At 73.8% G+C, this 21,475-nt stretch carries 20 protein-coding genes; 16 read left to right on the top strand and 4 right to left on the bottom strand.

Going from position 1 to position 21,475, the window contains the following annotated elements; translation table 11 throughout:
• Window positions 1-37 precede the first annotated feature (37 nt).
• Complete coding sequence (gene miaA / locus ACYVAP_RS10905; RefSeq protein WP_498860656.1) at window positions 38-964, top strand: tRNA (adenosine(37)-N6)-dimethylallyltransferase MiaA; 927 nt, start codon at window positions 38-40, stop codon at window positions 962-964.
• 9 nt (window positions 965-973) lie between these two features.
• A complete protein-coding gene (dapF, locus tag ACYVAP_RS10900; RefSeq protein ID WP_498860655.1) occupies window positions 974-1,870 on the top strand; it encodes a diaminopimelate epimerase in 897 nt (298 codons plus the stop codon).
• A 40-nt stretch (window positions 1,871-1,910) separates the two neighbouring features.
• Here dapF and ACYVAP_RS10895 read toward each other — a convergent pair whose 3' ends face one another.
• The gene (locus ACYVAP_RS10895) at window positions 1,911-2,525 is read right to left on the bottom strand and encodes a class I SAM-dependent methyltransferase (RefSeq protein WP_498860654.1); all 615 of its coding nucleotides are present in this window, start codon (window positions 2,523-2,525) and stop codon (window positions 1,911-1,913) included.
• 160 nt (window positions 2,526-2,685) lie between these two features.
• Here ACYVAP_RS10895 and hflX point away from each other — a divergent pair, with 160 nt between their 5' ends.
• A complete protein-coding gene (gene hflX / locus ACYVAP_RS10890; protein ID WP_498860653.1) occupies window positions 2,686-4,227 on the top strand; it encodes an HflX GTPase family protein in 1,542 nt (513 codons plus the stop codon).
• A gap of 35 nt (window positions 4,228-4,262) precedes the next feature.
• Window positions 4,263-6,278: an ATP-dependent DNA helicase gene (locus ACYVAP_RS10885; RefSeq protein ID WP_498860652.1), complete on the top strand. Its 2,016-nt coding sequence runs from the start codon at window positions 4,263-4,265 to the stop codon at window positions 6,276-6,278.
• A gap of 129 nt (window positions 6,279-6,407) precedes the next feature.
• On the opposite strand, the gene lexA is transcribed toward ACYVAP_RS10885, so the two are convergent.
• Window positions 6,408-7,118 carry a LexA family protein gene (gene lexA, locus ACYVAP_RS10880; protein WP_498860651.1) on the bottom strand — a complete coding sequence of 237 codons (711 nt, stop codon included), beginning with the start codon at window positions 7,116-7,118 and terminating at the stop codon, window positions 6,408-6,410.
• 170 nt (window positions 7,119-7,288) lie between these two features.
• Between lexA and ACYVAP_RS10875 the strand changes: the two genes are divergently transcribed.
• Window positions 7,289-7,684: a peptidoglycan-binding protein LysM gene (locus tag ACYVAP_RS10875; RefSeq protein WP_498860650.1), complete on the top strand. Its 396-nt coding sequence runs from the start codon at window positions 7,289-7,291 to the stop codon at window positions 7,682-7,684.
• 26 nt (window positions 7,685-7,710) lie between these two features.
• Window positions 7,711-8,169: a transcriptional regulator NrdR gene (gene nrdR / locus ACYVAP_RS10870; protein ID WP_137771235.1), complete on the top strand. Its 459-nt coding sequence runs from the start codon at window positions 7,711-7,713 to the stop codon at window positions 8,167-8,169.
• Window positions 8,170-8,384: 215 nt separating this feature from the next.
• Here the strand turns inward: nrdR and ACYVAP_RS10865 are convergent, their stop codons facing one another.
• Entirely contained in the window at window positions 8,385-10,634 is a 2,250-nt protein-coding gene (locus ACYVAP_RS10865; RefSeq protein ID WP_498860649.1) for a HelD family protein, read from the bottom strand.
• 134 nt (window positions 10,635-10,768) lie between these two features.
• Between ACYVAP_RS10865 and ACYVAP_RS10860 the strand changes: the two genes are divergently transcribed.
• The gene (locus tag ACYVAP_RS10860) at window positions 10,769-11,728 is read left to right on the top strand and encodes a proteasome assembly chaperone family protein (protein ID WP_264451209.1); all 960 of its coding nucleotides are present in this window, start codon (window positions 10,769-10,771) and stop codon (window positions 11,726-11,728) included.
• A 126-nt stretch (window positions 11,729-11,854) separates the two neighbouring features.
• Window positions 11,855-12,058: a cold-shock protein gene (locus ACYVAP_RS10855; RefSeq protein ID WP_498860648.1), complete on the top strand. Its 204-nt coding sequence runs from the start codon at window positions 11,855-11,857 to the stop codon at window positions 12,056-12,058.
• A 97-nt stretch (window positions 12,059-12,155) separates the two neighbouring features.
• Here ACYVAP_RS10855 and ACYVAP_RS10850 read toward each other — a convergent pair whose 3' ends face one another.
• Window positions 12,156-13,004 (bottom strand): spermidine synthase, encoded by an 849-nt coding sequence (locus tag ACYVAP_RS10850; RefSeq protein ID WP_498860647.1) that lies wholly within the window; start codon window positions 13,002-13,004, stop codon window positions 12,156-12,158.
• A 150-nt stretch (window positions 13,005-13,154) separates the two neighbouring features.
• Between ACYVAP_RS10850 and ACYVAP_RS10845 the strand changes: the two genes are divergently transcribed.
• The 8 genes from ACYVAP_RS10845 (at window position 13,155) to ACYVAP_RS10810 (ending at window position 21,474) form a co-directional block, all read left to right on the top strand.
• Complete coding sequence (locus ACYVAP_RS10845; protein ID WP_498860646.1) at window positions 13,155-13,610, top strand: SAV_6107 family HEPN domain-containing protein; 456 nt, start codon at window positions 13,155-13,157, stop codon at window positions 13,608-13,610.
• A 57-nt stretch (window positions 13,611-13,667) separates the two neighbouring features.
• Entirely contained in the window at window positions 13,668-14,978 is a 1,311-nt protein-coding gene (gene dinB / locus ACYVAP_RS10840; RefSeq protein ID WP_498860645.1) for a Y-family DNA polymerase, read from the top strand.
• Window positions 14,979-15,114: 136 nt separating this feature from the next.
• Complete coding sequence (locus ACYVAP_RS10835; protein ID WP_137771228.1) at window positions 15,115-15,510, top strand: SCO2097 family morphological protein; 396 nt, start codon at window positions 15,115-15,117, stop codon at window positions 15,508-15,510.
• 488 nt (window positions 15,511-15,998) lie between these two features.
• The gene (mraZ, locus tag ACYVAP_RS10830) at window positions 15,999-16,430 is read left to right on the top strand and encodes a division/cell wall cluster transcriptional repressor MraZ (RefSeq protein WP_137771227.1); all 432 of its coding nucleotides are present in this window, start codon (window positions 15,999-16,001) and stop codon (window positions 16,428-16,430) included.
• Between the two features lie 170 nt (window positions 16,431-16,600).
• Window positions 16,601-17,590: a 16S rRNA (cytosine(1402)-N(4))-methyltransferase gene (rsmH, locus tag ACYVAP_RS10825; protein WP_498860644.1), complete on the top strand. Its 990-nt coding sequence runs from the start codon at window positions 16,601-16,603 to the stop codon at window positions 17,588-17,590.
• A 1-nt stretch (window position 17,591) separates the two neighbouring features.
• Window positions 17,592-18,107, top strand: a complete 516-nt coding sequence (ftsL, locus tag ACYVAP_RS10820; protein WP_137771225.1) for a cell division protein FtsL — start codon at window positions 17,592-17,594, stop codon at window positions 18,105-18,107.
• A 113-nt stretch (window positions 18,108-18,220) separates the two neighbouring features.
• Window positions 18,221-19,912, top strand: a complete 1,692-nt coding sequence (locus ACYVAP_RS10815) for a peptidoglycan D,D-transpeptidase FtsI family protein (protein ID WP_498860934.1) — start codon at window positions 18,221-18,223, stop codon at window positions 19,910-19,912.
• On the top strand, window positions 19,906-21,474 hold the full coding sequence (locus ACYVAP_RS10810; protein ID WP_498860643.1) for a Mur ligase family protein: 1,569 nt from the start codon (window positions 19,906-19,908) through the stop codon (window positions 21,472-21,474). Before ACYVAP_RS10815 ends, ACYVAP_RS10810 begins: the two co-directional genes overlap by 7 nt.
• Window position 21,475 lies beyond the last annotated feature (1 nt).

Raw genomic sequence — 21,475 nt, 5'->3', positions numbered from 1 at the left:
GAGCTCGCCCTCGGACCCGGCGGATAGGGTGCTCGCCATGGAGAACGCCCCGCTGATCGCGATCGTCGGCGCGACCGCGACGGGCAAGTCCGACCTCGCGATCGCGCTCGCCCGGCACCTGGACGGCGAGGTCGTCAACGCTGACGCCCTGCAGCTGTACCGCGGCATGGACATCGGCACCGCGAAGGTCCCCCCGGCGGAGCGGCTCGGTGTGCCCCATCACCAGCTCGACGTGCTCGACGTGACGGAGGAGGCGAGCGTCTCCGCGTACCAGGCCGCCGCCCGGGCGGACCTCGCGGCGATCCGTGACCGGGGGCGGGTGCCGATCATCGTGGGCGGCTCCGGTCTCTACGTGCGCGCCGTCCTCGACGACCTCGAGTTCCCGCCCACCGATCCGGAGGTCCGCGCCCGCTGGGAGCGCCGCGCGGAGGAGATCGGCGCCCCGGCCCTCCACGAGGAGCTCGCCCGACGGGACCCCGGGGCGGCGAGCAGCATCGGTCCCGGGGACGTGCGGAGGATCGTGCGGGCCCTCGAGGTGGGCGAGCTCACCGGACGTCCCTTCGCCGCCTTCCTCCCACGGCCCCTGCACCGGGACCCCTCGACGGTGCAGATCGGGCTGCGGCAGGATCGCGGCGCGCTGCACGAGCGGATCGCGCGGAGGGTGGACGGCATGCTCGCGGCGGGGCTGCTCGAGGAGGTCGCCGCGCTGCGCGAGCTCGGCCTGGACCGCGGGGTCACGGCGCGGCGCGCGATCGGCTACGAGCAGGGGCTCGCCGTGCTCGACGGGACGATGACCATCGAGCAGGCGCGGGAGTCCACGGTGGTCGGCACGCGGCGGCTCGTGCGCAAGCAGGACACCTGGTTCCACCGCGACGCACGGGTGCGCTGGATCGACGGTGCCGATCCGGCGGCGGGGCGAGCGCTGGATCACGTGCTCGAGGACGCCCTCGCCGCGCTGGCCTAGGCTCGGACCATGAGCACTCCTGCGCCGCACGGACGGTCCACCCCCGCGGGTCCGCCCCTCCCCGAGGGGCTCCGCTTCTCCAAGGGCCACGGCACCCGCAACGACTTCGTGCTGCTGGACGACCCCGAGGGCGCGATCGACCTGGACGCGGCCGCGGTCGCGGCCCTCGCGGACCGGCGCTCCGGGGTGGGCGGCGACGGCGTGATCCGCGCGGTGCGCACGCGCGCGGCCGGGGTCGACGCCCCCGCGGACGCCCCCGAGTGGTTCATGGACTACCGCAACGCCGACGGCTCGATCGCCGAGATGTGCGGCAACGGGGTGCGCGTGGTCGCGGCATTCCTGCGCCGCGAGGGGCACGTGCGCGAGGACCGCTTCCCGCTCTGGACCCGCGCGGGCGTGCGCACCGTCGAGGTGCTCGCCGACCCGACGCCGGAGGATCCCGCCTGGCGCGTGCGCGTCGGCATGGGCGAGGCGGGGATCTCCCGGACGGGCCGCACGGTCCACGTCGCGGGCCACGACCTCGAGGTCACCGACGTCGACATGGGCAATCCGCATGCCGTCGCGTTCCTCCCCGAGGGCGTCGCCCTCGAGGACCTCGACCTCACGCGCCGCCCGGGTCTCTCCCCGGAGCCGGAGCACGGCGCGAACATCGAGCTCGTGGTCACGCGCGGAGAGCGGCACGTGGCGATGCGGGTCCACGAGCGCGGGGTGGGGGAGACCGAGTCCTGCGGGACGGGCGTCGCCGCCACGGCGGTCGCGGCCGCCCTCCGCGCGGGGGACGACTCCCGCCTGCCCTGGCGGGTCGACGTGCCCGGCGGCACCCTCGAGGTGGGCTGGACAGATCAGGGCGAGGTCACGCTCGCCGGCGCCGCCGAGATCGTCGCCGACGGCACCCTGCGCCTCTGAGCCCCGCCGGCCCGGGGCGACCGGGTCTCCCCGAGCCGCCTCAGCGGGCGGGCCCCACCTCGAGGACCCGGAAGCCCTTGGCGCTCGCGACCTTGGCGACCTCGCGCTCGGGCAGCTGCTCGCCGAGCCAGCGGGCCAGCGGGTCCGCGCCGAGGTTCTTCCCCACCACCATCGCCGCGGTGCCCTCGGGGGTGAGGCGGCCGATCCACGTCAGCAGCAGCGCGTGGAGGGCCTCCTTGCCGATCCGGATCGGCGGGTTCGACCAGATCGCGTCGAGGGTGAGGCCGTCGGGGACCTCCTCGGGCGCGATGACGCGCACGTTCCCCAGCCCGAGGCTCGCCGCGTTCTCCGCCGTGAGGTCGCGGGCGCGCTCCGAGACGTCGACCGCCCACACCTCGGCGTCCGGGTGCAGCAGCGCCGCCGTGAGCGTGATCGGGCCCCAGCCGCAGCCGAGGTCCAGCAGCCGGGCGCCGGGCGGCACGGGGGTGATCTCGTCGAGCCGCGCGAGCATCACCGCCGTGGCCTTGTCCAGGCCGTGCCCGCTGAACACGGAGGAGCTCGAGACCAGGTGCCGCTCCTCGCCGGCGAGGCTCACCCGCAGCGGGAAGCGGGTGTCCTCGGTCGAGGGGGAGGGGGAGAAGTAGTGCTCGTCCACCCCGGCAGGATACGGAGGCCCGCGCCGGCGTGCGGCGAGCTCGGCTCCGGGGCGGGTGCGCCGTGGGCAAAATCCCTCGACCCCGGCGCAGAGGCGTGGGATTCTGGTGCGACCCGGTGCCGCCGGGCCCCTGTCGTCCCCCATGAGGAGATCCCTGAACGTGCCCATCGCCTTCCATCCCGATTCCGAGCCCGACACCGACGTCGTGCCGAGCAGCGCCCCGGGAGCAGAAGCCGCCGAGAGCACGATCCCGGGCTCCCGCACCCGTGACCCGCTGACCGAGCGCATCCTCGCCCGCGGCGACGCCTCCGTCTCGTCGGTCACCTACGACTCCACGACCGACGGGGACCAGCTCGACCTCGCCGACCGCCATGCCCTGCGCCGCGTCGCCGGGCTGCGCACCGACATCGAGGACGTCACCGAGGTCGAGTACCGCCAGCTGCGCCTCGAGCGCGTGGTCCTCGCGGGCCTCTACACCTCCGGCGACCTGGCGGAGGCGGAGAACAGCCTGCGCGAGCTCGCCGCGCTCGCCGAGACGGCGGGCTCCGAGGTGCTCGAGGGCGTCATGCAGCGCCGGGCCCATCCCGATCCCGCGACCTTCCTGGGCCGCGGCAAGGCCGCCGAGCTCGCCGAGGTCGTCACCGAGGTCGGCGCGGACACGGTCATCGCCGACGGCGAGCTGGCCCCCAGCCAGCGCCGCGCCCTCGAGGACATCGTCAAGGTGAAGGTCGTGGACCGCACCGCGCTGATCCTCGACATCTTCGCCCAGCACGCCAAGTCCCGCGAGGGCAAGGCGCAGGTGGAGCTCGCGCAGCTCGAGTACCTGCTGCCGCGGCTGCGCGGCTGGGGCGACTCCATGTCGCGTCAGGCCGGTGGGCGCGTCGCCGCGGGCGGCGCGGGCATGGGCTCGCGCGGCCCCGGCGAGACGAAGATCGAGCTGGACCGCCGTCGCATCCGCGACCGCATGTCCAAGCTGCGCCGTGAGATCAAGGCCATGGCCCCGGGGCGCGAGGCGCAGCGCGCGGACCGCCACCGCAACCTCGTCCCCTCGGTCGCGATCGCCGGCTACACCAACGCCGGGAAGTCCTCCCTGCTCAACCGGCTCACCGGGGCGGGCGTGCTCGTCGAGAACGCGCTGTTCGCGACGCTGGACCCGACGGTCCGGCGCACCCGGACCCCGGACGGCCGCGAGTACACCTATGCGGACACGGTGGGCTTCGTGCGGCACCTGCCCACGCAGCTCATCGAGGCCTTCCGCTCGACGCTCGAGGAGGTCGGCGATGCGGACCTCCTGCTCCACGTCGTCGACGCGTCCCACCCGGACCCGGAGGGCCAGATCCGCGCCGTGCGCACCGTGCTCGGCGAGATCGAGGGCTTCGACGTGCCCGAGATCGTCGTGCTCAACAAGGCCGACATCGCGGCCCCGGAGACCCTCGCCCGGATCCGCTCCCAGGTGGGGCTCTCCGCGGTGGTCTCCGCCCGCACGGGCGCCGGCATCGAGGAGCTGCGCGAGCTCATCGCGGAGCACCTGCCCCGTCCCGCCGTCGAGGTGGACCTCGTGGTGCCCTACTCGCGGGGCGACCTGATCTCGCGGGCGCACGACACGGGGGAGGTGCTGGGTGAGGAGCATCTCGCCGAGGGCACCCACCTGCACGCCCGTGTCGACGAGGCGCTCGCCGCGGAGCTGCGCGGCGCGGCCTGAGCCGGAGCGCGGGGGCGCGCGGATACCCTGATCCGATGACCGCAGCCCCCGCCTCCGAGGCGTCCGTCGCCTCCCTGTCCACCCTGATGGAGGCGGCCGTCGGGGCCATCGGCGGCAGCCCCCGTGAGGGGCAGTCCGCGATGGCGGAGGCCGTCGACACGGCCATGCGGGGACAGCGCCATCTGCTCGTCCAGGCGGGCACCGGCACCGGCAAGTCCCTCGCCTATCTGGTCCCCGCCCTGCGGCACGCCGTGACCTCGGGGCGCCCGGTCGTCGTCTCCACGGCGACGATCGCTCTGCAGACCCAGCTCATCCGCAAGGACCTCCCGCGGATCGTCGACGCGCTCGCCCCGCACCTCCCGCGCACGCCCACCTTCGCCCTGCTCAAGGGGCGCGGGAACTACCTGTGCCGGCACAAGATGGACGGCGGCTACCCCGTCGAGGATCCCGGCTCCCTCTTCTCCGAGGCCGCGGTGGATCCCGCTTCCGGCGCGAGCGAACGGCTCGGGGACCAGGTGCGGCGACTGCGCGCCTGGGCGGAGGAGACGGAGACGGGTGACCGCGACAGCCTCGAGGACCCGGTCTCCGACCGCGCCTGGCGTCAGGTCTCCGTGCTCGGCAACCAGTGCCTCGGCCAGACCTGCCCGATGGTCGGGTCCTGCTTCGCCGAGCGCAGCCGCGAGATCGCGAAGGAGGTCGACGTCATCGTCACGAACCATGCGCTGCTCGCGATCGACGCCTTCGACGGCCACGGGATCATCCCCGAGCACGACGTGGTCGTCTTCGACGAGGCCCACGACCTCACCTCCCGCGTCACCGGCGCCGTCACCGAGGTGCTCGTGCCCGGCATGGTGCGCGGGACCGTGCGCGACCTCCGGGGCCTGGGCATGGCCGCGACCGCGCTCGACGACGCCGGCGACGAGCTGCGCGAGGCCCTCGCGCTCGTCCCCGACGGGCGGGTGATCGGGGACCTCCCGGAGCGCCTCGCCGATGCGATCGAGCAGCTGCGCGTCCAGGCCCGCACCGCCCACACCGACGCCAAGGACGCGGGGGACGAGGGCGTCGTCGGCACGGCCGGCGCGCGCAAGGCGGTGCGCTCGAGCCTGCAGGAGATCATCGACGTCTGCGAGCGTCTCCTGGGCCCGGCGGAGGACGACGTCGTCTCCGTCTCCCACTCGCCCGTCACCGGGCGCTCGAGCGTGCAGGTGGCGCCGCTGAGCGTCGCGCTCGCGATGCGCGGGGCGATCCTCGAGCACCGCACGGCCGTGCTCGCCTCCGCGACCCTCGCCCTGGGCGGCCGCTTCGAGCCGCCCGCAGGGGAGGTGGGGCTCGCGCGCGCGGCCCGCACCGGGGTGGACGAGGTCCCCTCCCGGGAGGACCACGGCGCCTGGGCGGGCCTCGACGTGGGAAGCCCGTTCGCCTACCGCCGCCAGGGCATCCTCTACACGGCCGCGCATCTGCCGCGGCCGGGCCGCGAGGGGCCGAGCATCGAGATGCTCGACCATCTGACCGAGCTCGTGGAGGCCTCCCACGGCGGTGCGCTGTGCCTGTTCTCCTCCCGCCGGGGCGCGGAGCTCGCCGCGGAGCACGTGCGCGCCCGGCTCGACCTCCCCATCGGCGTGCAGGGGGAGGACTCGATGGGGAACCTCGTGCGGGACTTCCGGGAGGACCCGGACACGAGCCTCTTCGGCACCCTCACCCTGTGGCAGGGCGTGGACGTCCCCGGTCAGGCCTGCCGCCTGGTGACGATCGACCGCATCCCGTTCCCGCGCCCGGACGATCCGCTGACGGCTGCGCGCCAGGAGCGCGTGGACCAGCGGGGGAGCAGCGGCTTCATGGCGGTCTCCGTGCAGCATGCGGCGCTGCTCATGGCGCAGGGCGCCGGCCGTCTGATCCGCACGCAGGAGGACCGCGGCATGGTCGCCGTGCTCGACCCGCGGCTGGCGACGGCCCGATACGGGCAGGTGCTGCGGGCGGCGATGCCTCCGCTGTGGCCCACCCAGGACCCGCGCGTCGCGGTCGACGCGCTGAAGCGGCTCAGCGCGTCCTGAGCCTCGCGGTACGACGGCCCCGTGGCGTGCCGGACGATGGGCCCAGCGGGTACTGAACCGGAGGGGCCTGAGCCGGCTGGGACTCGGCCGGCGGAAGCCCGGGCGGTGGGGTCTGGGCCCAGCGCGACCTCAGACCGCGCGGAGGACGGCGACGACCTTGCCGAGGATCTCGGCGGCGTCGCCGAGGATCGGCGTGAAGGCCGGGTTGTGCGGCATGAGCCAGATGTGGCCGTCCCGCTGGGCGAACGTCTTGACGGTCGCCTCGCCGTCGATCATCGCGGCGACGATCTCGCCCTTCTCCGCCGTGGGCTGCGAGCGGACGACGACCCAGTCGCCGTCGCAGATCGCCGCGTCGATCATCGACTCGCCGACCACCTGCAGCAGGAAGAGGTCGCCGTCGCCGACGAGCCGCTCGGGGAGCGTGAAGACGTCCTCGACCTGCTCCTGCGCGGTGATGGGGACGCCTGCGGCGATCCGCCCCACGAGCGGCACGGGCACGGAGGGGCCGGCCATGACGTCGGAGGGATCGACCTCCTGCTCGGGGGTGCCGTCCTCCCCGGGCATGACGACCTCCATCGCGCGCGGGCTGCGCGGGTCGCGGCGCAGGAAGCCCTTGCGCTCGAGCACCTGGAGCTGGTGGGAGACCGAGGAGGAGGAGGTGAGCCCCACGGCGTCGCCGATCTCCCGGATGGTGGGCGGGTAGCCGCGCGAGCGCAGGGACGCGGTGATGGTCTCCAGCACGAGCCGCTGGCGACGGGAGAGCGTGGCCGTGGCCTCGGACGGCGACTCGTCGCGCAGGCGGCGGAGCGGCGCGGGTCGGGACGGGATGTTCGGCGACATCGGGCGGTCCTCCTGGCTTCGTCTGTCTGACCCTCGCGGTTCGGTGGTCGTGTCACCCAGGGTAGGTCGGCCGGGAGCGAACTCCAAACATGTGTTCGAGTTTTCTCTTGCGTGTCGCGAAGGTCTGCCCTAGAGTCGCACAGAGATTCGATCGAACAGGAGTTCGTAAGATGCACACTCGTCAGGCCACCGTCACCGCCCTTCCCCTGCGTGGCGCCTCCGCCGTCGCCCGCCCTGCTCGTGCAGGTGTTCGACTGGAGGTCACCCGTCGGGGCCGCATGCTCGTCACCGCGATCGCCTTCCTCCTCGGGCTGGCCGTCGCCGCCCTCGCCCTGCTCGTCCTCGACGTCCCCTCCGCCCTCGCGGGTGACGGGGCCGACGGCGAGCGGACGGTCACCGTGTCCGCCGGCGACGACCTCTGGTCCTACGCCGATCTCTACGCCCCCGAGGGCATGAGCGACGCCGACTTCGTCACCGAGGTCCGCGCGCTCAACGAGCTCCCCACCCCGCGCCTCACGCAGGGCCAGGAGATCGTGCTGCCCGCCGCGGATCCCGCCGGGCGCTGATCCCCCGGGCCAGGTACCCTGGCCCGATGCACTGCCCGTACTGCCGTCATCCCGATTCGAGGGTCGTCGACTCGCGCACGTCCGACGACGGCGGCACGATCCGGCGTCGGCGCCAGTGCCCCCAGTGCTCCCGCCGCTTCTCCACCACGGAGACGGCCTCGCTCTCCGTGCTCAAGCGATCCGGGGTGAGCGAGCCCTTCAGCCGGGCGAAGGTCATCTCCGGCGTGCGCAAGGCCTGCCAGGGTCGTCCCGTCTCCGACGATCAGCTCGCCGTCCTCGCGCAGCGCGTCGAGGAGGACATCCGTGGATCGGGCCAGGCGGAGATCGACGCCCACGGCGTCGGGCTCGCGATCCTGCAGCCGCTCCAGGAGCTGGACCTCGTGGCCTACCTCCGCTTCGCAAGCGTGTACCAGGGGTTCGAGTCCCTCGACGACTTCGAGGCGGCGATCCGTCGGCTTCGCGACGAAGGTCCGGCCTCGTCCTGAGACTCGTCCACCATGTGGTGGATTGTGGTCAGGAGACTCCCAGGGTGTGCGTAAGATAGCCCCCGTGCGCTCGCGCGGCGCACATCTGATCGGCGGTCGTGGAGGGGAAGCCACGGCCGCCGATCTCTGTCCGCGGGCCTGCCCCGAGCGGCGCTCGTCGACGGCCCTCGAGGCGCCGGGACGCCGGGCGCCGAGGCCCACCGGGCGCGGGGGGCTCAGGCGCCGACGCCCTCCGGCAGGTCCCGGGCGTGCACCACGCCCAGATGGGTCGTGGGCCGGGTCATCGCGACATAGAGGTCGCCGGCGCCGTGCTGCTCCACGAGCTCCGCCGGCTCCACGACGACCACCGCATCGAACTCGAGGCCCTTCGCGTCCTGCGCGCTCATCACCGCGATCTCGTCGTCGACACCGGAGGAGCCGAGTCCGATCCGTCCCTGTCCGGACACCGCGCCCTGCTCCTGGAGCGCGCGGGCCACCTCGCCGATCCGCTCCGGAGCCGTGATCACCGCGGTCCGGCCGGTCCGGCCGTCGCGCCAGGACAGGACCGCGCGGGCGGCGCCCGCGGCGAGCTCGTCCGGTCCCACCCTGAGGATCTCGGGGTCGCTCTCGCCCTCGCGCACCGAGCTCACCGTCGTGACCGGCAGGTCGTGGGCGGCCGCCATGGCGAGGGCCCGCTCCATGATCCGGGCCGGCGTGCGGTAGTTGACCGTGAGGCTCTCGACCTGGAGGCGGTCCTGGACATAAGGGGAGAGCGCGGCGGACCAGGAGGAGGTCCCGCCCGCGGAGGAGGTCTGCGCGACGTCGCCCACGACGGTGAACGACTTCGTCGGGCAGCGGCGCATGAGGGCGCGCCAGCTCATGGGGGAGTGCTCCTGCGCCTCGTCGACCACGACGTGGCCGTAGGTCCACGAGCGCTCGGAGGAGGCGCGCTCGGCGAGGGAGCGCCCGTCGCGGACCCGCGTGACCTGGTCGGCGAGGTCCTCGGCGCGGACGATCCCCGAGCTGTCCACGTTCTCGAGCACGCGCCGGGCGTATTCGACGTCCGCCGCACGCCGGGAGGCGGCCTCCTGGGCACGGGCCTCGTCGGGCGCGGAGTCCTCCCCGAGGAGCTCGGCGACCTCGTCGAGCAGCGGCACGTCCTCGACCGTCCAGGGCTCGTCCTTGCCGCGCACGAGCAGATGCACGTGATCGGCAAGGGAGCGCGGGGCGGCCTCCTGGAGGCGATCGGGCCGCGAGAGCAGGATCCGCAGGAAGCCCTGCGGCGAGTAGGGGAGCCAGGCGAGGTTCAGCGCCCGGCGCACGTCGGGATCGCTCCGCAGATCGGCGAGGAGGTCGCCGCGGTCCTCGGGGACGACGGTGCGGCCCTCGGCGGCGAGCGCCTTCTCGTAGCGGGCGACGAGCCGGTTCAGCGCGGCGCGCACGAAGACCGCGCGCGCGGCGTTGTGGGGCTTGTGGCCCGAGCGTGCCTCGCGCCGGGCGCCGCGCACGTCGTCCCGGCTGAGCACGAGCTCGGTCCCGTCGATGCGAAGGCGCACGTCCTCCGCGGGGATGCGCTGGCGCTGCTTGACCGCACGGGAGAGCAGCTCGGCCATGTCGGCGTGCCCCTTGACCCGCGCCACGGGGTCCGGATCGTGCAGCGTCGTCTCGACGCCCGGGTACAGGGTCCCCGGCGTGGTCATCACGACGCCGGACTCGCCGAGGCTCGGCAGCACGCGCTCGATGTAGCGCAGGAACCCCTGGGTGGGGGCCATGATCAGCACGCCCGTGTGCTCGAGGCGGCGTCGGTGGGTGTAGAGTAGGTAGGCGGCGCGGTGCAGCGCCACGGCGGTCTTGCCGGTGCCCGGCCCGCCCTGGACCACGAGCACGCCGCGGTTCTCGGAGCGGATGATGCGGTCCTGCTCGGCCTGGATGGTCGCGACGATGTCGCCCATGCGGCCGGTGCGGCGCTCGGAGACCGCGGCGAGCAGGGCGCCCTCGCCCTGCAGGACCACGTCGTCCCCCTCGGCGAGCACCGTCGGGTCCAGGACGTCGTCCTCCAGGCCGGTGATCGTGCGGCCGCGGCTGATGAGGTGGCGCCGCAGGCGCACCCCCTGCCGGTCGGCGCTGGTGGCCTGGTAGAAGGGGGCCGCGGCGGGGGCGCGCCAGTCCACGAGCATCTGCTCGCGCTCCGCGGTGAACAGGCCGATGCGGCCGATGTACCGCCGGGCGTGCTCCTCGGTGTCGAGCCGCCCGAAGACCACGCCGTGGGACACCGAGCGCAGCAGTGCGAGACGGTCCTCGTACAGCGCCATGAAGGAGTCCCGCTCGGAGCGGTTCTGATGGGTGGAGGCGTGCTGGGACGCCTGGATGCTCTCGAGGTTGCCCTCGACCTGGATGATGAGCTCGTCGAGCCGTGCGTAGAGTCGATCGGCGTGCGTCTGCTCACGCGCGATCTCGCGACGGATCTGCTCCTCGGCGTCGTCCACGGACCTGCTCCCCCTGACGTTTCCACTCCTGCCGGCCGCCGACCGAGGACATCGGGCCGGCGAAGCGCGGTGGTCCATTATGGTGGACGCGCCTGGGTGCGCGCGCCACCCGTCGGCCCGGGAGGAGGGGACAGATGCGGGATCCTCGGGATCTGTATTCGTTCGAGGCCTCGGAGCTGCTCGAGGCGGTGCCCCGTGAGGGCCTCACGCTCGTCCATGCGCTGCCCGGCATGGTCGACGCCGGGAACGCCTGTCGCATCGCGGCGACGTATCTCCGCGACGAGCTGCGCCACGTCCGGCTCGTGAGCTTCGACGTCGACGAGCTGCTGGACTATCGCGGCTCCCGCCCGCAGGCGGTCTTCGACGGGGTCTCCTTCCAGCGGGTCGAGATCCCCGAGCTCACGCTCTCGCTCATGTACGACGACTCGGACCGGCCGTTCCTGCTCCTGGACGGGCCCGAGCCCGATCTCCAGTGGAAGCGGCTCGCCCAGGCGATCGTGGACCTCGTGGAGTTCTTCGGCGTGCGCCGGGTGGTGGGGATGCAGGCCGTCCCCATGGCGGTGCCGCACACCCGCCCCATCGGTCTGTTCGCGCACGCGAACGATCCCGAGCTGCTCGGCGGGCGGGACCGTCGCCCGCCCGAGGGGTCCCTGCGGCCCGAGGAGGGCACGGAGATCGTGGTGCCCGCCGGCTTCGGCGCGCTGCTCGAGGTCGAGCTGGGCCGCGCCGGTCATCCGGCGATGGGCTACGCGGCCCAGGTGCCGCACTACCTGGCCCGCACGGACTTCCCCGCGGGGGCGCTCGCGCTGCTGCGTCGCGTCTCCGGCGGGGCCGGGCTGGACCTGCCGCTCGTGGCGCTGGGAGACCTCACGGACGCCGCGGGTGCGGCCCTCGAGAGCACGCTCGAGCACAACGCCGAGGTGGGACAGGTCGTCAGCGCCCTGGAGGAGCAGTACGACGCGGACCGTGACGAGGAGGGGTCGCCGCTCGCGACGACGGTCGACATGCCGACCGCGGACGAGATCGGTGACCACTTCGAGCGCTTCCTCGCGGATCGTGACGGCGACGGACGGGACACCCCGCCGTCGCTGTGATCGCCCCGGCCCCTCGAGCTCGGGACCGCATGTGAACGGCGCCACCTCCGTGCCAGAATGGTCGCTCCGCAGCAACGGCGTCGCACGGGCGACCGCCGCAGGACGCACACGAGGAGAAGGACAGGTATGGCACAGGGCTCGGTCAAGTGGTTCAACGCCGAGACGGGCTACGGGTTCATCGAGATCGACGGCGGCGGCGCCGACGTCTTCGTGCATCACAACCAGATCGACATGGACGGCTACCGCTCGCTGGACGAGGGGCAGCGTGTCGAGTTCGAGGTCGCCCAGGGTGACAAGGGCCCGCAGGCCGAGCAGGTCCGTCCTCTCTGAACCCGCGCGTCCCCGGACGCCCGCGAGGGCCGGTACGGAGCATCGCTCCGCGCCGGCCCTTGTCATGTCCCGGACCGGGCGTCGCGGAGGCCGGTGATCAGTGCTCGAGGACGCGTCCGGAGCGGCGCAGTGCGGTGACCTGCTCGGGCCGCGCGAGGCGCACCGAGACGGCATCGGAGCGGAGCGCGCGGTCCAGTCCGTCGGGGAGCGGGTGCGCGCTCGCGAGGAGCACCGCGTTCCCCCGGCGCTTCCCGCTGAGGTGGGCGGGCTCGGCGATGACGCCCACGTGCTCGAACACGGTGGAGAGCGTCGCGACCTCGTCCGCCAGGAGCCCGGTCCCGGGGGCGGCCGCGCAGTTCGCGAGATAGAGCCCGCCCTCGCGGAGCACGCGGTCGGCGTGCTCGGCCGCCCCGCGGGAGACGAGGGAGTCCGGGGTGCGGTCGCCGGCGAAGACGTCGCGCACGAGCACGTCGAAGCGGTCCTCGCGCCAGTCCGCGAGCGCGACGGCCGCGTCGTCGACCCGGATGCGCAGCTGCGGGGAGCGGGGGAGGTCGAACCAGGTGCGCACGTGCTCGGCGAGCAGTGCGTCGAGCTCCACGACGATCTGCCGGGACCGTGGGCACAGGGCCGCGATCGCCCGGGGAAGGGAGCAGCCCCCGCCCCCGAGGTGCGCGAGCTGCGGGGCGTCGTCGTCCGAGGCGTCGAGGTGGAGGTCGATCGCGAGGAGCATCCACCGCATGTACTCGAAGACGAGGTGTCGGGGGTCGGGATGCAGATGCGAGGAGGGCACCCCGTTGACCTCGAGGAGCACGGAGCCGTCGCTCTCCTGCTCGAGCCGCACGACGCCGGTGGAGACGGGGACGACCTCGCCGAGGGTGCCGAGATGGGGGAAGGGGCTCGAGCCGGCGGAGGAGGCGCCGGAGCGGCGTCGGGCACGTGGGGGCATCACCCCACTCTAGGAGGCGGCGACCGGATCGTTCCTCCCCATCGTCCCGTCGTCCCCATGCCGACGGCAGGAGGCTCGTCCGTCGCACCCCCTTCGTAGCGTGGGGGACATCCCGGGAGCGCCCCGGGGGAACGACGGCAGGAGGAGCGGATGACCGGCAGCACCACGACCCCGCGGGGCGGCGCACGGCGCGGCCCCCTCCACCGCTTCGACGAGGACCAGGCGGATCTCGAGCGTGCGCGCCAGCTGCTCAGCGCGGCGCGGGAGCGCGAGGTCACGGATCCTCGGGGAGCCTTCGAGCTCGTCCACCGCGCCGCGCTGCGCGGCGCCGGGATCCTCGTGGCCCGCGCGAACCGCGAGCGCCGCCGCAAGCTGCCGCTGAACGTGTGGGCGGCGCTCGAGCGGATGGGGCCCGCCGAGCGCGACCGCGCGCTCTCGCTGGTGCCCCTCGTCGCGGAGAGGATGCGGCTGGACCGCGACCCCCGGGCGATGCCGGAGCCCGAGCTCCTGTCGAGGCATCTCCAGGACACCGCCGCGCATCTCGAGGTGGTGGGGGAGATCCTCCTCGAGGATCTCCCGGGCTCCCTCACGGCGCTCGCCGGCTGAGCGGTCCAGCGCGCTACAGTGCGCGGGCGGGATCGAGCACACGAGTCAGGAGCAGTGATGAGCGCGCAGCACGGCGAGGTCACGCCCGGCCGTGCCCATGAGCCCGAACGGCCCGAGCGGTCCGAGTCGCCCGAGCCCCTCGAGCAGCCCGGCATCCTCCACCTCGACATGGACGCCTTCTTCGCCTCGGTCGAGGTGCGCGACGCCCCGGAGCTGGCCGGGCTGCCGGTGGTCGTGGGCGGGGAGGGGCGTCGCGGCGTGGTCGCGGCGGCGAGCTATCCGGCGCGCGAGCGGGGGATCCGCTCCGCGATGCCGATGGCGACCGCCCGGCGCCTGGCGCCGGACCTCGTGATCGTGCCGCCGCGGATCGGCGTGTACCGCGAGATCTCCGCCCAGGTGATGGGCATCCTCGGCGACGTCGTCGCGGACGTCGAGCAGATCAGCGTCGACGAGGCCTTCCTCGACGTCCGCCCGGCGCGGCGTCTCTTCGGGCCGCCGGAGCGGATCGGCGCCCTGCTGCGGGAGCGGATCCGCTCGGAGCTCGGCCTGCCCAGCTCCGTGGGCGGCTCCGTCTCCCGCGCCGTCGCGAAGATCGCCTCCGCGCGGGCGAAGCCGGACGGCATGCTGATCGTCCCCGCGGCCCGGACGGCGGAGTTCCTCGCCCCGCTGCCGGTCTCCGTCATCTCGGGGGTCGGTCCGCGGGCCGTGCAGGGGCTCGAGCGCCTCGGCGTCCGCACGATCGGTCAGCTGCGGGAGCTGCCGCCCGCGGCGCTCTCGCGAGTGCTCGGCCCGCAGGCCCCGCACGTCGCCCGGCTCGCGGACGGCACCGACCGCACCGGTCTGGGGCGCCGGGTGCGCGACAGGTCGCTCGGCACCGAGCGCACCTGGGACGAGGATCTCGTGGACCCCGTCGACATCCGACGCCGGATCACCGTCATGGCGGACGAGGTCGCCCGCCAGCTCCGTGCCGGCGGCTTCGTCGCCCGCACGGTGACGCTCAAGCTCCGCGGGCCGGACGGCACGACCCTCACCCGCTCCTCCACCCTCGCCCAGCCCACCTCGAGCGGCGAGCGGCTGAGGGAGCACGTCGTCGCCCTGTGGGAGCGGGAGCGGGCCGGCATGCCGAGGGTCCGGCTGGCCGGTGTGCGCGCCTCCCATCTGGAGCCCGCCGGGACCGCCGGGAGGCAGGCCGAGCTCGTCGGCCGCACGACGGGATGGACGGATCTGGAGGCCGCGATGGATCGGGCGCGGGACCGCTTCGGCAGCGGCTCGCTCTCCCGAGGATCGACGCTGCCCGGTGCGGCGCCGGCGCCGACGCCCCCGCCGCCTGTGCCCGATGAGAGCCCGAACGCCCTCGAGTTCCCATAAGGCGCATGCCCGTCCTAGAATGGGACGACCGCCGACGGAGGCGCACGGGACCGGCCATCCGGCCGGGACGAGGACGTTCTCCGGGACGACGGGGACGCCCCAGGGCGTGACAGGACGGGGACGAAGGAGCGGGACCATGCCGCTGTCGGAGCACGAGCAGAAGATGCTCGAGGAGATGGAGCGCCAGCTCTTCGCCGATGACCCGCGCCTCGCGCGGGCCTTCTCATCGGGACGCGCTCGGCGCCGGAGCGGCCGGCGGATCGCCGTCGGCCTGGCCGGTGTGGTCGTGGGCCTCGTGGTCCTGGTCCTCGCGGTGGCCCTTCCCGCCGTCTGGCTCGGGGTCCTCGCCTTCCTGATCATGCTCGCCGGAGCGGTGTACGCGGTGACGACCCCCGCGCGCCGCGGCGGGGACGAGTCCGGCGACGGCGCGACCCCGGCCTCGCCTCCCTCCCCGGGGGACCGCAACGGCCGCTTCATGAACCGCATGGAGCAGCGCTGGGAGAAGCGCTCCGGGGACGACCCCCGCCGCTGAGCCCCACCCGCGCCGGTCCTCCCGGGACGGCGCCCCACGCGGCCGCGTCCGGCCGTCGCCGGCCCACGCCGGGCGATGACCCGTCCGGCCTCCTGACCCACCGCTGACACGCCCCGGCTCCCAGGAGCCGGGGCGTCGTCATGCCCGGCGCCGATCAGGCTCCTCCCAGGTCCCCACTTCGCTCCACCGGAGCCCTCCACCTCCCTCCACTTGCCGCCCTTGGACCGGGCGCATGCCGATGACCTGCGCCAACGCAGCGGCGAGCGTGGGGGAGTGCTGCCGGGAGCGGCGCCCCGACCGTCCGTGCGGCGCGCGCGGCGCGATTTCCCTCCACTTCACACCCCACCCTGTGACCTGCAGTGACAGGCCGAATCGGCAGCGAAAAGGACCGTTCGCTGGCGGAGGGTGGGGGGTAGTGGGGTAAAGTGGAGGGCGTAGGGAGGAGAACGGTTCGGCTCACGAGTCCAGGCAGCTGAAGGAGGTCCGAGATGTTCCTCGGGACCTTCACGCCCAAGCTCGATGAGAAGGGCCGCTTGATCTTCCCCGCGAAGTTCCGTGACGACCTCGCCGGAGGACTGGTCATGACTCGCGGTCAGGAGCACTGCATCGCCGTGTACCCGATCGGGGAGTTCCGCCAGAAGCTCGAGGAGGCCCGTCGGGCGCCCACCACCGATCGGCGCACCCGCGACTACCTGCGAGTGCTGCTGTCCGGAGCGGAGGACGTCATCCCGGACAAGCAGGGCCGCATCACCATCCCGGGCCATCTGCGCACCTACGCGGAGCTGGACCGGGAATGCGCGGTGATCGGTGCGCTCGACCGGCTCGAGATCTGGTCCCTCCCGGCGTGGGAGACCTACCTCGAGCAGAAGGAGGAGGGCTTCGCGCAGACCGCGGAAGAGGTGGTTCCCGGCCTGTTCTGAGGTGGCCCCACGGACCTCCGTCCTGCGAGACCTCTCGTCGTTCCCGCCCCGAAACAACTTCCCCGGTGGCGGGTCGGGAACGACGGGGCATCTGGCCGGACGGCCTCCGGGCCCACGCATCAGCCGGCAGTCAGCACGAGAGACACGAGAGCATGAAGGGGAGGGCAGCCATGGACAGCCACAGCGCGCCGGCCGACGACCGCCACGTCCCCGTCCTCCTGGACACCTGTGTCGAGCTCCTCGCCCCCGCGCTCGCCGTCGACGGCGCCGTGCACGTCGACGCGACCCTCGGCATGGCCGGCCACGCGATCGCCGTCCTCGACGCCGCACCCGGCGCGCGGCTCGTCGGCATCGACCGCGACCCGCAGGCGCTCGAGCTGGCCCGCGAGCGGATCGCACGGGCCGGGCACGCCGAGCGGGCGACCCTCGTCCACGCGACCTACGACGAGATCCCGGCGGTCCTCGCCGACCTCGGCATCCCCGCGGTGCAGGGCGTGATCATGGACCTCGGACTCTCGAGCTTCCAGATCGACACCGCCGAGCGCGGCTTCTCCTACGCGGCGGACGCCCCGCTGGACATGCGGATGGACACCTCCTCCGACGGCCCCACCGCCGCGGACCTCCTCGCGGAGCTGCCCGAGGCGGAGATCGCCCGGATCCTCCACGAGCTGGGTGACGAGCGGTTCGGCCGTCGGATCGCCCGTCGGATCGTCGAGCAGCGGGAGACCGCGCCGCTCACCCGCAGCAGCGAGCTCGTGGCCCTGCTCGAGAAGGCGATCCCGGCGGCATCGAAGGCGAGCGGCGGCCATCCCGCCAAGCGCACCTTCCAGGCGCTGCGGATCGCCGTGAACGAGGAGCTCGAGATCCTCACCCGCGCGATCGACGGGGCCCTCGACTCCCTCGCCGTGGGCGGCCGGATCGTCGTGGAGTCCTACCACTCGGGGGAGGACCGCCTCGTGAAGACGGCGTTCGGCCGTCGGACCCGCTCGAGCGCGCCCCCCGGGTTCCCGGTCGAGCTCGACGAGCACAAGCCCACCTTCTCCCCGCTGGTCCGCGGCGCCCTCCAGGCCGACGAGACCGAGCGGGAGCACAACTCCCGCGCCGCCAGCGTCCGGCTGCGCGCCCTCACCCGCACCCGTCCCGACCACGGAGCACACTGACATGGCAAGCACCACCGCCGTCCGCGCCGCCGCGGTCCGACCCGCCCGCACCGCACCCCGCCCCGCGTCCGCCCCGCGCCCGCGGCTGACGATCCTCTCGAGGCCCCGCACCGCCGGCAGCCCGCTGCCGTTCACGGCGCTGTGCACGCTCATCGTCGTGGCGACCCTCGCGACGCTGCTCTACCTCAACATCCAGATGTCGGACACGAGCTACGAGATCACCCGCCTGCAGTCGCAGTCGCAGAGCCTCACGCAGGAGAAGCAGGCGCTCGCCGAGACGAACGAGCGCCTGGGCACCCCGCAGGAGCTCGAGCGGCAGGCCCGCGAGCTCGGCATGGTCCCCGTGAGCGAGCCCGCCTACATCGACCTCTCCACGGGGAAGGTGCTCGGGGAGAGCACGCCGACCGCGGGTGACGCGGCCGTCGCCGACACGCCGTCCGCCTCCTCCGCGGTGCCCCCCGCCGAGATCTACGATCAGCCCAGCAGCTATCACGGCATGGGCAACGAGGGGGACTGATCGTGGCCACGTCCCGTCGGACCGATCGACGCACGCGGACGTCCCGACCGCGCCTTCCCGCGGCCCAGGTGGGCACACCGGCCGTCCGGCACCGCCTCGTGCTCAGCATGATCATGGTGGCGGTGCTGGCGCTGTCCGGCCGCCTGCTGTGGGTGCAGGGCCTCGACGCGAGCGCGCGGGCCCAGGAGGCCATCGACGCCCGCACCACGACCCGCACCATCCCCGCGCTGCGCGGTGACATCACCGACCGCGACGGCACCGTCCTCGCGAGCTCGGTGGAGCGCTTCGACCTCTGGGTCAACCAGCGTCAGGTGAGCACCTATCAGAAGGACGACAAGGAGGCCGTGGCCGCCGGTGACACCGGCGTGAAGGCCGCCGCCGCGGATCTCGCCCCGGTGCTCGGCTGGACCGTCGAGGACACCGAGAAGGCGCTCACGGGGGACAAGGGCTTCAAGTACCTCCAGAAGAACGTCGAGCCGGCCGTGCGCAACGCCGTCATCGCGCTCAAGATCCCGGGCCTCGGCGCGGACCGCGTCGCGGACCGCCTCTACCCGGCGGGCTCCGTGGGCGGCAACGTGCTCGGCTTCGTCGGCGCGGACGGCGCCCCGCTCGCCGGCGCGGAGCTCTCCTACGACGACCTGCTCGCCGGCACCAACGGCAAGACGACCTACGAGCGCGGCGCGGGCGGCCAGATCATCCCCACCGCGACGCAGTCCACCACCGCCGCCGTGGACGGCTCCGACCTGGTGCTCACCCTGGACCGTGACCTCCAGTGGAAGGCGCAGGAGATCATCGCCTCCGCGGTGGACAAGTGGGGCGCGACCGCCGGCAGCATCGTCATCCTCGACGCCCACACCGGCGAGGTGCTGACCCTCGCCGAGGCGCCCACCTATGATCCCAACAGTCCCGAGGCGGACTCCTACCTGGGCAATCGCACGGTCTCGGACGTCTACGAGCCGGGCTCCACGGGCAAGCTGTTCACCCTCGCCGCCGCCCTCGAGGAGGGCACGGTCGACATGGACAGCCAGTACACCGTGCCCTACACGATGTCCTTCAACGGGGAGCGCATCAAGGACTCGCACTCCCACCCCACCCAGAAGCTGACGCTCGCGGGCGTGCTCAAGAACAGCTCGAACGTGGGCACCGTGCAGGTCTCCGAGACGCTCTCCGACCAGACCCGCTACGACTACCTCAAGGCCTTCGGCCTGGGGGAGGCGACGGGCGTCGGGCTGCCCGGCGAGTCGAAGGGCATCGTCCACGACCCCTCGAAGTGGACCGGCCGCACCAAGTACACGACCGCCTTCGGTCAGGGCTACGCCGTGACCGCGCTCCAGATGGTCTCCGCGATCAGCACCTTCGCCAACGACGGCGTGCGCGTGCAGCCGCAGATCGTCAAGGGCGTGAAGGAGGAGGACGGCAGCGTGCGCTCCCTCGGCGAGCCCACGCAGACCCGCGTCGTCTCCTCGGAGACCTCCCAGAAGATCCTCGAGCTCATGGACAACAACGTCGTGGACGACGGCAAGACCAACGGCGACGTGCCCGGCTACGCCGTCGCCGCGAAGTCCGGCACCGCCCAGGTGCCCGGGGAGGACGGCGGGATCACCTACACCGCCTCCTTCATCGGCACCGCTCCCGCCGACGATCCCGACATCGTCATCGGTGTGACCCTGTTCGGGCTGAACTCCTTCATCTCCGGCACCACGGCGGCCGCCCCCGCCTTCTCGGAGATCATGGCCTACACGCTGCAGAACCAGGGGATCGCGCCGACGGGCAAGCCCGGCCGCGAGCTGGAGAACGAGTGGTGAGCGCCCCCGCCCCCGAGCCCGCCCGCCCCCGCAGCCCTCGCGGTCTCGGCGCCCCGGAGCTCGCCCGCGCCCTCCACGCCGCTCTGCCGGCGGAGGCCGAGGGGAGCGTCCTCACCGGCGTCACCCTCGACTCCCGCTCCGTGCAGCCCGGTGACCTCTACTGCGCCCTGCCCGGCGCCGTGACCCACGGGGCGCGCTTCGCCGCCCAGGCCGTGGCCGCCGGCGCGCTGCTCGCGCTCACCGACCCCACCGGCGCCGAGGACTGCGCCCGGGCCGCCCTGCCCGCGCTCGTGGTCGACGACCCCCGCCGCGACACGGCCCGCGCCGCCGCGCTCGTGCTCGGCGACCCGGCCGAGCAGCTGGGCACCATCGGCGTGACCGGCACGAACGGCAAGACCTCCGTCACCACGATCCTCACCGGCGCACTCCGCCACCTGGGCCGCAGCGCCGGGGTCGTCGGCACCTCCGGCACGAGCTACCGCGACGCCCGCGGCGGGGACCACACGATCGGCACCGTCCGCACGACGCCCGAGGCCCCCGAGCTCCACGGCCTCCTCGCCCGGATGGTCGAGGACGGCGTCGAGGTGGCCGCGATGGAGATCTCCTCCCATGCGATGGTGCTGCACCGCGCGGACGGCGTGGTGCTCGACGCGGCCGGCTTCACGAACCTCAGCCAGGACCACCTGGACTTCCATCCCACGATGGAGGACTACTTCGCCGCGAAGGCGATGCTGTTCACCCCCGAACACGCCCGCCTCGGCGTGGTGTGCGTGGACGACGACTGGGGCCGCCGCCTCGCGGACTCGGCCCCGATCCCGGTGACGACCTACTCGGCGACGGGCAGGCCGGCGGACCACCAGGTGCGGGACATCCGCGCCGACGGCTTCGGCAGCGAGTTCACCGTCGTCTCCGCGGAGGGGGAGCGCACGCTCCGCGCGGCCCTGCCCGGCGTGCACTACGTCGCCAACACCCTCGCCGCCTCGCTGCTGCTCGAGGCCGTCGGGATCGCCGGCCCGGAGGTCGACGCCGCCCTCGCGGAGGCCGGCACCGTCCCCGGGCGCATGGAGCTCGTCGCCGAGCGGCCCGTGCGCGGGGTCGTCGACTACTCGCACACCCCCGACGCGCTCGAGAAGGCCCTCGAGACCCTCCGCACCGTCCCCGGCACGCGGCGCCTGATCGCCGTGATGGGCGCCGGCGGGGACCGTGACCGCGGCAAGCGCCCGCTCATGGGCGAGGTCGCCGCCCGACTGGCCGACGTGGTGATCATCACCGACGACAACCCCCGCTCGGAGGACCCCGCGGCGATCCGCGGCGAGGTCGCCGGCGGCGTCCCCGCCTCGACGAGTGCGCAGGTCCACGAGGTGGACGGCCGCGGTGAGGCGATCGCCCTCGCGGCGCGCCTCGCGGACGTGGGCGACACCATCCTCGTGGCCGGCAAGGGGGCGGAGTCCGGTCAGACGATCGGCGGTATCGTCCATCCGTTCGACGATCGTGCCGTGCTGCGCGACGCCCTCGCCGCTCGAGGCGCGTCGACGCGGACGGACCAGGACGGAGAAGGCTGAG

The sequence above is a fragment of the Brachybacterium horti genome, assembly GCF_054777615.1.
Note: the sequence above shows the minus strand (reverse complement) of the source record. Positions and strands in the feature narration are given on the sequence as shown.